General features: G+C 38.0%; 14 protein-coding genes. 11 read left to right on the forward strand and 3 right to left on the reverse strand.

The window, feature by feature from the left end:
• The 6 genes from AC1DND_RS10915 to tsf all read left to right on the forward strand — a co-directional run.
• Positions 1-872, forward strand: an 872-nt coding sequence (locus AC1DND_RS10915; protein WP_477581567.1) for an AAA family ATPase, incomplete at its 5' end; no start/stop codon positions are given.
• A 43-nt stretch (positions 873-915) separates the two neighbouring features.
• On the forward strand, positions 916-1449 hold the full coding sequence (locus AC1DND_RS10920) for an ORF6N domain-containing protein (protein WP_477581569.1): 534 nt from the start codon (positions 916-918) through the stop codon (positions 1447-1449).
• Between the two features lie 392 nt (positions 1450-1841).
• The gene (gene rplM, locus AC1DND_RS10925; protein WP_010602007.1) at positions 1842-2285 is read left to right on the forward strand and encodes a 50S ribosomal protein L13; all 444 of its coding nucleotides are present in this window, start codon (positions 1842-1844) and stop codon (positions 2283-2285) included.
• 3 nt (positions 2286-2288) lie between these two features.
• Positions 2289-2675: a 30S ribosomal protein S9 gene (gene rpsI, locus AC1DND_RS10930; RefSeq protein ID WP_029279076.1), complete on the forward strand. Its 387-nt coding sequence runs from the start codon at positions 2289-2291 to the stop codon at positions 2673-2675.
• Positions 2676-2693: 18 nt separating this feature from the next.
• Positions 2694-3554, forward strand: coding sequence for a 30S ribosomal protein S2 (rpsB, locus tag AC1DND_RS10935; RefSeq protein WP_029279074.1), 861 nt, complete (start codon positions 2694-2696; stop codon positions 3552-3554).
• Between the two features lie 129 nt (positions 3555-3683).
• Positions 3684-4529 (forward strand): translation elongation factor Ts, encoded by an 846-nt coding sequence (gene tsf, locus AC1DND_RS10940; RefSeq protein WP_477581572.1) that lies wholly within the window; start codon positions 3684-3686, stop codon positions 4527-4529.
• 195 nt (positions 4530-4724) lie between these two features.
• Here the strand turns inward: tsf and AC1DND_RS10945 are convergent, their stop codons facing one another.
• A complete protein-coding gene (locus AC1DND_RS10945) occupies positions 4725-5078 on the reverse strand; it encodes a metallophosphoesterase family protein (RefSeq protein ID WP_477581582.1) in 354 nt (117 codons plus the stop codon).
• Positions 5075-5527 (reverse strand): fibronectin type III domain-containing protein, encoded by a 453-nt coding sequence (locus AC1DND_RS10950; RefSeq protein WP_477581573.1) that lies wholly within the window; start codon positions 5525-5527, stop codon positions 5075-5077. The genes AC1DND_RS10945 and AC1DND_RS10950 overlap by 4 nt, the downstream gene beginning before the upstream one ends.
• 85 nt (positions 5528-5612) lie before the next feature.
• Here AC1DND_RS10950 and nagA point away from each other — a divergent pair, with 85 nt between their 5' ends.
• From nagA to frr, 5 genes are all read left to right on the forward strand, one after another.
• On the forward strand, positions 5613-6704 hold the full coding sequence (gene nagA, locus AC1DND_RS10955; RefSeq protein WP_477581575.1) for an N-acetylglucosamine-6-phosphate deacetylase: 1092 nt from the start codon (positions 5613-5615) through the stop codon (positions 6702-6704).
• 10 nt (positions 6705-6714) lie between these two features.
• Positions 6715-7677: an MBL fold metallo-hydrolase gene (locus AC1DND_RS10960; protein ID WP_477581577.1), complete on the forward strand. Its 963-nt coding sequence runs from the start codon at positions 6715-6717 to the stop codon at positions 7675-7677.
• A gap of 131 nt (positions 7678-7808) precedes the next feature.
• Complete coding sequence (locus tag AC1DND_RS10965) at positions 7809-11078, forward strand: TonB-dependent receptor (RefSeq protein ID WP_477581579.1); 3270 nt, start codon at positions 7809-7811, stop codon at positions 11076-11078.
• Between the two features lie 172 nt (positions 11079-11250).
• Positions 11251-11955 (forward strand): UMP kinase, encoded by a 705-nt coding sequence (gene pyrH, locus AC1DND_RS10970; RefSeq protein WP_029279061.1) that lies wholly within the window; start codon positions 11251-11253, stop codon positions 11953-11955.
• Positions 11956-11994: 39 nt separating this feature from the next.
• Positions 11995-12558, forward strand: coding sequence for a ribosome recycling factor (frr, locus tag AC1DND_RS10975; protein ID WP_029279059.1), 564 nt, complete (start codon positions 11995-11997; stop codon positions 12556-12558).
• 52 nt (positions 12559-12610) lie between these two features.
• On the opposite strand, the gene AC1DND_RS10980 is transcribed toward frr, so the two are convergent.
• Positions 12611-13627: a LacI family DNA-binding transcriptional regulator gene (locus tag AC1DND_RS10980; RefSeq protein WP_477581580.1), complete on the reverse strand. Its 1017-nt coding sequence runs from the start codon at positions 13625-13627 to the stop codon at positions 12611-12613.
• Positions 13628-13816 lie beyond the last annotated feature (189 nt).

A 13816-nucleotide genomic window follows, 5' to 3' on the forward strand; every position in this document is an offset into this window, starting at 1 on the left:
TTGTATCAATGAGTTTTACTCCTGAGGACAAGATTGATCCGGTTTTACGTTTTGAATGGATCAAAGAGATTTTTAAGGATCAAGCCAACATCAAACCAGCCATTATTGCTGATAATTTTGATGATGAAAACCTGTCTGTAAATGAAAGGACAAATATTTGGGCGATCAGGATGCGGGAGGTATATCCAAAAATTGATATTCTTTTTAGCTCCGAGTTTTATGGAGAACCATTTGCCTTCAATTTACAAGCAGAACACATCTTATTTGACGAACCAAGAAAATCCATCCCCGTTTCAGCAACCCTAATCAGAAACCATCCGTTTCAACATTGGGAATTTATTCCAAAAGAAGTCCGGCCATATTTTGTAAAGAAGATTTGCTTCTATGGACCAGAAAGTACTGGGAAATCGACCATGGTCGAAAAAATGGCTATGCATTATCAAACTACCTTCGTTCCGGAAGTTGCGCGCGAATTAATCAGCTCGAACGATATCACAATTCATGATATTATCAAAATCGGGACAGCACAAACTGAAAGGGTAAAAGAAAAAACCAACGTTGCCAATAAGATTGTTTTTTGCGATACCGATCTGATTACCACAAAAATTTATTCGCAATATTACCTGAACGAAGTTCCACAGATCCTAAATGACCTGGAAAACGAAATCTGTTATGATTTATATTTCCTATTAGATATTGGTGTAGAATGGGTAGCTGATCATCTCCGTGATTTTGGAGATAGGCGGCTGGAAATGTTTAATCTGTTTAAGGATGAGCTCGAAAAACGTGGAATAAACTATATTCAGATCAGTGGTAATTATAGAGAGCGGGAAGAAAAGATCAAAAAGATTATTGATTCAATTTTGGTTTAAAGAATCTTTTTTTTTGTATCTTCAATTCAAATCCAAAAATGATATGACAGCTAAACAAGTGCTTCCTATCATCCCTGACAATATTGTAGTTAATAAAATTTACGAGCTAAGAGGTCTTAAAGTGATGCTCGATAGCGATCTGGCGGAGCTTTATGGTGTAGAAACTAAACGCCTCAATGAGCAAGTTGGCAGAAATCCAGATAGATTTCCCGAAGATTTCATGTTTCAACTTACTGATGAGGAATGGTTAAACTTGAAGTCGCAAATTGCGACTTCAAGTTGGGGAGGAAGAAGAAAACTCCCGTTTGTTTTTACCGAACATGGTATACTAATGCTTTCGAGTGTATTAAACAGCAGGCAAGCTATTCAGATGAATATTCAAATTGTAAGGATTTTCTCCCGTATCCGTCAATTTATTGTTGATAATGGCGAGCTCAAACTTGAAATCGAAGAGATTAAAAAGACGCTGAATAATCATGATAAAAACATCGAATTAGTTTTTACCTACTTGGATAGACTCATCGATAAGAAAATTGGACCGAGAAAAAGGATTGGTTATATGCCTGATGATTTATAATAGATTAAATATTTGTGCACTTTACCCATAACCTTTAATAATTTGTACTAGCCCGGATTTTTTAAACGGGATTGCAGCGATATCCTTTTTTGTTTTTTGCTTTGACAAATTAATAGCACCGAGGCGAGAAATTTGTTAAAGCTTAAAAAAAACAAAAAAAGATTTAGCGTAAAGCCCGGCTGAAACCAATCAAAGAATTTCTGGCTTTGCTTTCCACAACCTCAAAAAGATACAGCTTATTAGATGCTGAAATAAATTCAGCATGACGTCCGCCAGATAAAAACCGCAAACTTTTTTCAATCAACTATTTGATAATAAAAGTATTCTATCTATCTTTGCAGTCCCAAATTTAATGGGAATAATAAATTGTTTAATAAATTAAATACAAGCAAGTGAATACGTTAAGTTACAAAACTGTCTCGGCCAATGCGAAAACTGTTAACAAACAGTGGATTGTTGTTGATGCGCAAGGCGAGATTTTGGGGCGCTTGTCATCGAAGATCGCTATGATCATCCGTGGTAAAAACAAGCCTGAGTACACCCCACACGTAGATTGCGGCGATAACGTAATTGTTATCAATGCAGACAAGGTTAAATTGACAGGAAACAAATTCAGCGAAAAGCAATATGTTTCTTATACTGGTTATCCAGGTGGTCAACGTTTTATTTCTCCTAAGGAGTTAATGGCGAAACACCCTCAACGTGTAATCGAGAAAGCGGTACGTGGTATGTTACCGAAAACTAAATTGGGTAAAAAATTATACACCAATCTTTTTGTGTATGCTGGTGAAACTCACCCTCATGCAGCTCAATCTCCAAAAACCATTAAACTTTAAGAAATGTCAGTTACTAACACTTCAGGAAGAAGAAAAACAGCTGTTGCACGTATCTACTTAAAAGATGGTGCTGGCGCAATTACCGTTAACGGTAAAGATCACAAAGTATATTTCCCAACTTTACCTTTGCAATATATCGTAAACCAAAGTTTAGAAGTTTCTGAACTTGTAGGTCGTTATGATATCACTGTAAATGTACAGGGTGGTGGAGTAAAAGGACAAGCAGAAGCTGTTCGTTTAGCTATTGCTAAAGCGATTGTTGAACTAGATGCGGAGAAAAAACCTGCATTACGTGCTAAAGGACTAATGACGCGTGATATGCGTATGGTTGAGCGTAAGAAACCAGGACGTGCTAAAGCTCGTAAGAAATTCCAATTCAGTAAACGTTAATCACAGGAGGCAAAGACAATGGCAAGAACAACTTATCAAGACTTATTGGATGCAGGTGTACACTTTGGTCACCTTACCCGTAAATGGAATCCAAAAATGGCTCCTTACATTTTCATGGAGCGTAATGGAATTCACATTATAGATTTAAATAAAACTTTAACCAAAACTGAAGAAGCTGCGGCTGCGATTAAACAAATCGTAAAATCAGGACGTAAAGTATTATTTGTTTCAACAAAAAAACAAGCAAAAGGAATCGTAGCTGAACAAGCTAAAAAAGTAAACATGCCTTTCGTAACCGAGCGTTGGTTAGGTGGTATGTTAACTAACTTTGCTACTGTTCGCAAGTCAATCAAAAAGATGTCTAACATCGATAAAATGACTAAAGACGGCACTTATTCGATCTTATCTAAAAAAGAGCGTTTAATGATTCAACGTGAGCGTATTAAATTAGAATCACTTTTAGGTGGTATTGCTGATTTAAACCGTTTACCTGCAGCTTTATTCTTAATTGATGTTAAGAAAGAACACATCGCAGTTACTGAAGCGTTAAAATTAAACATCCCTACTTTTGCGATGGTTGATACTAACTCTGATCCTTCTAACATCGATTTCCCTATCCCGGCGAATGATGATGCTACAAAATCAATCTCTTTAATTACTGATGTAATTATCAAAGCTATTGAAGAAGGTTTAGATGAGCGTAAACGCGAAAAAGATGATGAAGCTGAAAAAGAAGCAGTAGCAGCGAAAGTTGCAGCTGATGCACCTGAATCAAAAGAGCCTAGAGCAGCTGGTGAAAAAAGACCAACTACTAAAAAGGTAACTGCTGAAGCAGAAGTTGAAGCTCCTTCATCAGAAGAAACTAAAACAGAAGAATAGTAATATTTTTTAATTGCAGGTTACTGGTTTCAGGTTTTAAGTTGACTTAACATGAGTTTAACTTGGCGCTTGTAACTTGTAACCTGTAATTGTTATAACAAGATTGTAAAATTTAAAAAAGGAAATAAAATGTCTACAGTACAAATTACTGCCGCTGATGTAAATAAACTACGCCAACAAACTGGTGCTGGTATGATGGATTGCAAAAAAGCATTATTAGAAGCTAATGGCGATTTCGAAGCTGCTGTTGATTTATTGCGCAAAAAAGGTCAAAAAGTATCTGCCGCTCGTTCTGGCAATGCTACATCTGAAGGCCTAGTATCAATCAATGTTTCAGCGGATGGCACAAATGGTAAATTAGTTGCTTTAGCTTGTGAAACTGAGCCAGTTTCTAAAGTTGAGGATTTCCGTAACCTGGCTCAAGCCGTTTTAGCTGCTGCAGTTGCCAACAATCCTGCTACGACTGAAGAATTATCAGCGATTACTTTGGAAGATGGACGTACAGTTGCCGAAACCATAACTGAACTAACCGGTAAAATCGGAGAGAAAATCGTTATTCAAGAGTACGCAAATATATCTGGCGAGAAAATCGTTTCTTATATCCACTCTAATGGTAAAATGGGTGTTTTAGTGGTATTTGAAGGCGCTAATGGTGCAGATATTACTGAAGCTGGTAAAGATGTTGCTATGCAAATTGCTGCAATGAACCCAGTTGCTGTTGATAAAGACGGTGTTGACCCTGCTACTATCGAACGTGAAATCGAGATTGCTAAAGACGTTATCCGTCAAGAAGGCAAACCAGAAGAAATGGTTGAGAAAATTGCTGCTGGTAAATTGAATAAATTCTACAAAGACAGTACTTTATTAAACCAGGAGTTTGTTAAAGATAGTTCTATCGATGTGCGTAAATATTTAGATAACACTTCTAAAGGTTTAACAGTATCTGCTTTCAAACGTGTACAATTAGGTGCATAAGCATTTATAAATAATATAAAAAAAGTCCTGATGAAAATCAGGACTTTTTTTATGCCTTATATTCCAATAATTTCCGGCATTTCGACTGAAACGCAGTGAAATGGAGAGATCTATCAAGATAGATTTAGCTTCGCTGAGCACTTCGTGGTTCTCGACTAATTGCACTCCGCTCGAAATGACGACCTACTTAGGTGTCTACTTTCTAAGTGCAGTATAAGCGCCCACTTCCTTACCAGAATCATCGAGCATGCTCGCCACGAGTTTATTTCTATCTGCTTTTATTTTGGTAATTGTTCTTGTTCCTGTCCTTGGCCCGCCACCAATAATTAAAGGGTAATGGTTTAATGCTTTATCGGGCTGGTGCACCATGTACTTATGGGTATGACCACTTAAAACCAAATCAACTTTACCTTGATTCAACAACGGCTCAAATAGCTCAGTACAATGTTTTGGCCCATGTGCATCGCCCGAAAAGCGTGGTGGAATATGCATCAATACAACTCTAAACGGTGCTTTTTTAAATTCCCTTGAATTTATTTCTGTTTTCAGCCATTCAGCCTGTTGAACTCTATAATCACTTCAACAGCACTGCTTACCGTTACACCGTAGGTTAATTTGTAAGGCTGGAAATCTTTAATTTCTTTCGAAACAATTTTATAATAATATTTTGTTCCTGGTTTTAAATTTTTGAGCGTTACGGCATTTAACTTGCTATTAGCCTGCATTAAACCCAATTCGGCCTTTCCATATGCTTTTTGGCCAAGCTGATCTGCCTGTTCTCCAAATTCTACCCAGCCTGCAGCATTTTTATTGGTTAACCAAAGAATGGTCATCGAGTTATTGAAATTGGTTTGGAGATAAGGGCCTACTGCAATTTTAAAACCCTCTTCCTCRGCGGATACATCTGCAATCGCCATTGCTGGTGCTGCCAAAGTAGCAGCACCTAAAGTTAGTCCGGCCTTTAAAAAACCTCTTCTATTAGACTGATTTTCATTCATTTGGTTATTTTATCTTATTACCCAAATATATAGCTACAATATTTAACTTTGACCGTGTAAGATTAAATTTACTCAAACGTTTGATATGCCTAAAGTAATTTCCAATACCTCCTATTTTAAGGGCAACGATTTAAAAAAGAGTCAGAACATCATGATTAATGGCGCTCTAATTTCCAATATTAAGGCAAGCGACAACAAAGAAACCAGCCATTCGCTCGTTGTACCAGGTTTTATAGATTTACAGATTTATGGTGCCGGCGACAGGTTATTTTCAGCCGAGCCAAGCAGCGWATCATTAAGCATCATGGAAAATGAGCTGCTTAAAAAAGGCACTACAGGCTTTTTAGCTTGTATGGCAACAAATTCTCCTGAAGTTTTTGATGAATGTATCAAAGCAGCTAAAGAACACCGTATAGCTGCAAAAAATTTCTTGGGGCTACATTTAGAAGGGCCATTTTTAAATCCAAAACGCTTAGGTGCCCATGTTCCGGCCTTTGTACGAAAGGCCTCGTTAGATGAAATTAAGAAATTAATTGATTTTGGTGATGGCGTAATTAAAATGATGACGATAGCGCCGGAAATTCAAGATGATGAAGTGATCCAATACTTACTAGACCATGGTGTCGTGGTTTCTTTAGGGCATAGTAATGCAACCTTCGATGAGGCAATAACTGCTTATAACAAAGGCATCCAGACCACTACACACCTTTTTAATGCCATGAGTCCTATCCATCACCGCGAACCGGGTATCCCAACCGCTGTTTTTAGCCACGACAAAGCTATGGCCAGCATTATTGCCGATGGTCAGCACCTGGATTTCGAAGTAGTTAAGTTTGCCCAAAAACTTTTAAAAGAACGTTTGTTCCTCATCACCGATGCGGTTACTGCTTGTTCAACAGGGCCGTATCAGCATGTTCAAAAAGGCAATAAATATGTTATGCCTGATGGTACACTTTCCGGCTCATCGCTCACGATGTTAGAAGCTGTTAAAAATTGTGTATTACATTGTGACATCAGCTTAAATGATGCGGTTAAAATGGGAACGCGCTACCCTGCCCAATTGATCGGCATCGAAAATCTTACTGCAACGATAGAAACCGGGCATCAGGCAAACTTATTGGTACTTGATGATGACCTGAATTTAAAAGAGGTCATATTTAAAGGCGAAACGATATAATTAATTTAACATGTTCAAAAAAATCCTCGCAGCGATAATATTCTTGTCAGTTTATACCAGTAATTCTTGGGGACAAGAAATAGGTACTGCTTTTACAATAATACCCCTCGGAGTGAAGGGCGGAGATGATGAGAGCAATTTATCCTCTTATATGATTGCTCCAAAAGGTAGCGCAAATTATGTTTGTTTAGATGCAGGCACCATAAATGCCGGTATTCAAAAGGCCATTGAATATAAATCATTAAGAGGAATAAGCGAAGAGATTCAGCGAAAACAGATTAAGGGATATTTGATCTCACATGCCCATTTAGATCATGTAGCAGGTTTGATTATCAACTCTCCGGCCGATACATCCAAAAGCATCTACGGAATACCTTCGGTGCTGAATATTTTGAGGGATAAATACTTTACATGGGATGCCTGGGCCAATTTCGCAAATGAAGGCGAGAAACCACAATTAAAAAAGTACACCTACTCACCTCTTAATGAAGGTGAAACTTATCTGCTTGATGGAACGGAAATGAAAGTAAGGGCTTTTGAACTAAGCCATGGAAAACCATATAAAAGCACTGCTTTTTTGATCAGTCACAATGATAGTTATGTATTGTACCTTGGAGATACCGGCGCAGATGAAATTGAAAAATCGGACAAACTCGCCAGCTTATGGCAAACCATAGCGCCGATTATTAATGCAGGACAGTTAAAAGCAATTTTCCTGGAGGTTTCTTTCCCCAATGAACAGCCTGATAAACAATTATTCGGACACCTTACACCAAAGCTTTTTTATAGTGAATTATCAAAACTCGAAAGTTTAACTGATTCAAAAGCTTTTAAAAAAATATCTTTTATTGTAACACACACTAAACCGCCACAGAAAACTGCCAAAAAAGTAAAAAAGCAACTGATTTCAGAGAAATCGAAAGATTTAACACTGATTTTCCCCGAACAGGGCAAGTACTTAACAATTAATTAATTTAAATAGAACATTAGCAGTATTAAGTGCGTGTATTTTTGTAAAAAAGTGAATAAAACATCATAATTTTAAGAGCCATAGGGCAATAACAGATTATAATTGCTTTATCACTAACAAAAAAACATAAACTAATGAAAAAACTACTACTATTATTCACATTTATGCTTGCAATAACCATTGGTGGTTTTGCTCAGGGGGTTACAACTGCATCATTTATTGGTACAGTTAAAGATCAAAAGGGGGTAATTCCCGGTGCAACAGTTACCGCTGTGCATATTCCTTCAGGTACAAAATACGCAACAATTACCAGGGCCGATGGGCGGTACAACTTACCGAACGTACGTGTAGGTGGGCCATACACCATTAAAATAAGCTATATCGGCTACAACGAACTGGTTAAAGAAAATCTGAGCACAACTATCGGAGAAGATTTAAGGGTTGATGCTTCATTAACCGAAACATCGCAAAACTTAGCCGATGTTGTAGTAAAGGGAACGCAGGATAAAGTGATCAACTCATCCAGAACGGGGGCAAGGGAAACCATAACCCGGCAGCAGATTGATAATTTGCCAACGATTAGCCGTTCATTATCCGATTTTACCAAACTAACCCCATCAGCCAATTCTACTACTGTTGGCGGTTTAAGTTTTGGTGGCAGAAGCGGTTCTTATAACAACCTAACTGTGGATGGAGCCCTGTTTAACAACTCGTTCGGACTATCTGGTAGTTTAGGTGGACAGGCGAACTCTCAGCCGATATCACTAGATGCGATTGAACAAATTCAGGTAGATATTGCACCCTACGATGTTCGTCAGGGATCTTTTACCGGTGCGGGCATCAATACCATTGTAAAATCGGGAACAAATAACTTTAAGGGTTCGGCCTATTACTATACGAGAGGGACCGATTTAACAGGCTACTCAGCGGGGGTTACAAAAATACCAGTTGTAGACTTCAAGTATAATCAACGTGGTTTAAATATTGGTGGGCCGATCATTAAAGACAAATTATTTTTCTTTGTTTCGGGCGAACAAGAGCGGATCAGCACGCCTGCTACCTCCTTTGTAGCTTCAAGACCAGCTTTATCAGGAGCCAATGTTTCCGCAGCAGATGCGGCAACCTTAGATAAGCTATCGAACTATTTAATGAGCAAGTACAATTATGCCACAGGTCCATACGAGAATTATCCATACGAGACGAAAAGTGATAAAATAACCGCGAAGATAGATTGGAACATCAATGCTAACAATACTTTAAGTGCGAAATATTTCTACTTAAAATCGAACAGACAGGTGGTAGCCAGCGGTTCGGGTATTCCGGCGGGCTTAAATGGTAGCCGTTCGCCTTCTTCAACCTCTATGCCTTACTTTGGATCGAGTTACACCATAAACAATAACTTTAACATTGGTATCGTAGAGTTAAACACCAGGATTGGGAACAGCATGTCGAACAAATTAACGCTTGGTTATTCTGCCTTGAGAGATTTTCGGGCTTCAAATGGCGCTGAACTACCAATGGTTGATATTGGTAACGGAAACGGAGGCATTTTAACGAGTTTCGGCTACGAAGTTTTTACAGCAAACAACTTATTAAACTCCGACATTTATCAGTTTTCTGATGATTTCTCGATCTATGCTGGTAAACACGAAATCACCATTGGGACTAGTAACCAGTTGAATAAATTTTTAAATGGTTTTGCACCAAACTATAATGGTCTGTATTATTTCAAAACTGCCGACGATTTTATGAACAATGCACCAGCTGTAAGTTATTCTTACCGTAATTCTGCATTGGCGGATGGTGCATTTCCATTCGCAAAAATGTCGTCTTATAACCTGAGTTTATACGCACAGGATAAATATCAGGTAAGCGATAATTTCAAATTAACTTACGGTATACGGGCAGATTATACCTATTTCCCTACCAAGTTAGATCCAAATCCAAATTTGGCGGCACTAACCTTTCAAAACGGTTTGCAGGTAGATATTTCAAAATTCCCAAACAAAAAATTATTGTTCTCTCCACGTGTAGGTTTCAATTATGATATTTTTGGCGATAAAACAACACAGTTGCGAGGCGGTACAGGGATTTTTACTGGTCAGGTGCCTTATGTTTGGATCTCTAACCAGGCCTCTAACACCGGGACACTATTCAGCTCAAGTACTGTTTCAACCGTTGGAGATCCCCGATTGATTTTTAATCCGAATGTAAATGCAAACCGCCCTGCTCCAGGTACAGTTAATGCCAATACTTCGTATGAAGTAGACGCAACTTCTAAAGATTTCAAATACCCTCAAATCTGGAGAACCAACGTTGCTGTTGATCAGAAGTTGCCAATGGGTATCATTGCAACCATAGAGGCCTCATATACCAAAGATATCAATGCTGTAAATTTCTCAAATGCAGCATTGCCTAATAATTCTACAGGTTTGATCACACTTCCAGGTATTGAAGGACAACAACGTTATACCGCAAAATCTACACAAACTGGTACAACTGCGGCAAACCCTTCTATATCGCCGTTTATTTACATGCAGAATACCAAAAAAGGTTATTCGTATTTCATCACGGGCCAACTACAAAAATCTTTTTTAAACGGATTTAATGCAAGTGCGGCCTATACTTATAGTCAATCGCGATCTGTTAATGATGGCGGTTCTACTGCAAGCTCAATTTGGTCGCAAAGAGCCATTGCAGGAGATGCAAACTCGGATGTTTTAGCCAACACCAATTTCATCCAACCAAATAGAGTCATTGCATCATTAAGCTACAAAAGAGAATATTTTAAACATGCAGCAACCACAATCGGTTTAATTTTCGAATCAGCCAATAATGGTGCATTTAGTTATGTTTCATCTGGCGACATTAACAATGATGGTGGAGCAAATGATCTGCTTTACATCCCACAAAACCAAGGCGACATTACTTTGGTTCCCGATTTTGTTGGCGATACCCGCACACCGGCACAGATCTGGAACCAGTTAAACGCCTACATTAGCCAAGATAGTTACCTGAGCAAACACAGAGGTGAATTTGCAAAAAGAAACGGCGCCATCATGTCTTATTTCAAAAGAGCCGATCTTCACATCGCACAGGATTTCTTTGTTGGCCCTAAAGGAAAAAGAAATACACTTCAGTTTACATTAGATATTATTAACCTGGGCAATATGCTAAATAGTGATTGGGGTTTGTATCAAACACCAAATATTCCATTATCTACATACAATACGGCCGTGCTATTGGCATATAAAGGTTTAGATGCTGTATCAGGAAAACCTACTTATTCTTTTCCATATCAAGACAAAGCAAATTTAACTCCATACACTACAACGTATAAAAATATTACCGATCAGATTTCGCGCTGGCAGGCACAGTTTGGTGTCCGTTACATCTTTAACTAACGTTAAACAGATTATTATGGCTCGCCATCTGTAATAAAAGTAATATGATAAGAGGAGCAATATCTCAGGATATTGTTCCTTTTTCTTTAAATCAGTATTTCTATTTAAATATTTACATCAATTATTAAAAAGCATAGCTTGGTATTAAAAAAATGTTAATATTTTTGAGGTCATGAAATACAAACGCATCCTATTAAAGCTTAGCGGAGAATCGCTAATGGGCGACAAACAATATGGAATTGATAATGAACGCGTTAAACAATACGCAGAAGATATCAAAGCCGTACACGATAAAGGTTTAGAAATCGCAATCGTAATTGGAGGGGGGAATATTTTTAGAGGTTTAAGCGCCGAAAAAAGTGGGATGGACAGAGCACAGGCCGATTATATGGGCATGTTGGCAACAGTTATCAACTCTATGGCCTTGCAAGATGCGTTAGAAAAAGTGGGTATTAAAACACGGTTACTTACTGCAATTAAAATGGAGCAGATCTGTGAGCCATTTATCCGCAGAAGAGCTGTTCGCCATTTAGAAAAAGGCCGTGTGGTTATTTTTGGTGCAGGAACGGGAAATCCATACTTCACAACCGATTCTGCAGCAGCTTTGCGTGCTATCGAAATCAAAGCTGATGTTGTTCTAAAAGGAACACGTGTTGATGGGATTTATACGGCCGATCCTGAAAAAGATCCGCTGGCCACTAAATATGATGAAATTTCTTTTAGGGAAGTTTACGATAAGGGGCTTAATGTAATGGATATGACCGCATTTACTCTTTGCGAAGAAAACCAAGTGCCGATTATTGTGTTTGATATGAACAAACATGGCAATTTCATGAAAATCGCCAATGGCGAACCTATTGGAACCCTGGTTAAATAAGGAATAAAAATTATTATTTTTGTAGAAATACACACAATTATGAACGACCTCATACAATTACAATTAATGGATGCTCAATCTGCAATGGATAGAGCCATCGATCATTGTGAATCTGAATTAACTAAAATCAGAGCTGGTAAAGCATCAGCTGGAATGTTGGATGGTATTTTCGTGGATTATTATGGCGCAGCTACAGCATTATCACAAGTAGCCAGTATTAATACGCCTGATGCCAGAACAATCGTAATCCAACCTTGGGAAAAATCACTTTTAACCGCGATTGAAAAAGCTATTCAGGTAGCCAATATTGGTATCAATCCACAAAATGATGGCATTGTTATCCGCCTGGTTGTGCCGCCTTTAACAGAAGAGCGTAGAAAAGACTTGGTGAAAAAAGTAAAGGAAGAAGCCGAAAGAGGCCGCATTACCGTTCGTAACATCCGTAAAGATGCCAATACCAAAATTCAAAAACTGAAAGGCGAAGGTGTTTCTGATGACGAGATTAAAACAGGTGAAGGCGAAGTGCAAAAATTAACCGATGCTTATATCATCAAGGTTGACAAACACGCCGAAGCTAAAGAAAAAGATGTAATGACAGTTTAATCTGTATAAAATACAATCAGAAAGGGAATGGACTAAGATCTATTCCCTTTTTTTATTGCTTTGCGCTTGAGCCCCTAACGTTTAAGATAGTGGGTAACGACACCTGCATGTTTTCGACAGGCTTTCCTGCTTTCTTAAGCTTGTTCAATAAAATTTTCATCACGTTTTCTGCAATCGCCTCAAGAGGTTGTGCAATAGCCGTAACCGGAGGCTCGCAAAACTCCAGAATTTCGAAATCATCAAAAGAAACAACAGCCATATCCTTGTGGATCTGAATACCTAGTTTTCTAAAAGTTCTTAAACCGTCTAAACAAATATAGTTGGCAGCAAAAACTACCGCATCCAGCTGTTTCTCTGCTTTAAAAAACTTTATCATCTCCTCAATTGATTCGGCAGAGTTTACATATTTAATCTTCTTTACAATTGCCGGCAAGTTATATTTTTTTACAGCACTTTCGTAACCCGCCAAGCGGTCTACCATCTGCTGCTGTAAAGTATCAATGGTTACAAAACCTATTTTTTTATAATTATTCTTAATGAGGTGCTCGGTAGCTTCGTAGGTACTGCTTAGATTATCGATTATTACATAATCTGTTTTAACATCCTGTACGTACCGATCGAATAGTACCACTGGGGCATCTGTTTGAATCAATTTTTTAACTTCTTCTTCCAAACCTTCAGGCAAGGCCATAATATAGCCATCAACATGCCTGTCTTTAAAAATCTGCAGCAATTCTATTGCCTTTTCGGTATCGTTTCTGGTACTGCTAAAAAGTATCTTATAACCAAGGCTCGAAGCAATTTCATCAATTCGGCGTGCTATACCCGAGAAAAAAGGTTCAGAAATATCATCAACCAAGAAGCCTATAATTTTTGTTTTGCCTGTTCTTAAACTTGTTGCAAGGGTATTGGGCTGATAATTTAATTCAGCAACCAGTTCTAAAACTTTTTTGGTAAGCGATTCGCTAATATTTTTTTCTCTTGCTTTCCCATTAATTACAAACGATACGGTTGTAATGGAAATATTTAATTGTTTAGCGATATCTTTGATCGAAACGCGTTTCTTCATCACAGGCATTGAACGAATAAAAGTTGATTGGTAATATAACAATATATCTATAAATATAGGAGAGTTATGAAAAAAATAGCCTAAAAAAGAAAAAGAGCAACCTATCCAGGATTGCTCAATTAACTAACTTATTATTCATAAAAAATGCTGTTGGGGAAGGAGTCGAACCTTCAAGGGGTAGTTAGCTAC

This window comes from Pedobacter sp. 01N416, from assembly GCF_056399685.1.

Excerpts from the sequence above, each read along its gene's own strand:
- AC1DND_RS10920 (WP_477581569.1), top strand. The coding sequence starts at position 916 with ATGACAGCTAAACAAGTGCTTCCTATCATCCCTGACAATATTGTAGTT.
- rpsI (WP_029279076.1), top strand. The coding sequence starts at position 2,289 with ATGTCAGTTACTAACACTTCAGGAAGAAGAAAAACAGCTGTTGCACGT.
- rpsB (WP_029279074.1), top strand. The coding sequence starts at position 2,694 with ATGGCAAGAACAACTTATCAAGACTTATTGGATGCAGGTGTACACTTT.
- tsf (WP_477581572.1), top strand. The coding sequence starts at position 3,684 with ATGTCTACAGTACAAATTACTGCCGCTGATGTAAATAAACTACGCCAA.
- AC1DND_RS10960 (WP_477581577.1), top strand. The coding sequence starts at position 6,715 with ATGTTCAAAAAAATCCTCGCAGCGATAATATTCTTGTCAGTTTATACC.
- AC1DND_RS10965 (WP_477581579.1), top strand. The coding sequence starts at position 7,809 with ATGAAAAAACTACTACTATTATTCACATTTATGCTTGCAATAACCATT.
- pyrH (WP_029279061.1), top strand. The coding sequence starts at position 11,251 with ATGAAATACAAACGCATCCTATTAAAGCTTAGCGGAGAATCGCTAATG.
- frr (WP_029279059.1), top strand. The coding sequence starts at position 11,995 with ATGAACGACCTCATACAATTACAATTAATGGATGCTCAATCTGCAATG.
- AC1DND_RS10980 (WP_477581580.1), bottom strand. The coding sequence starts at position 13,627 with ATGAAGAAACGCGTTTCGATCAAAGATATCGCTAAACAATTAAATATT.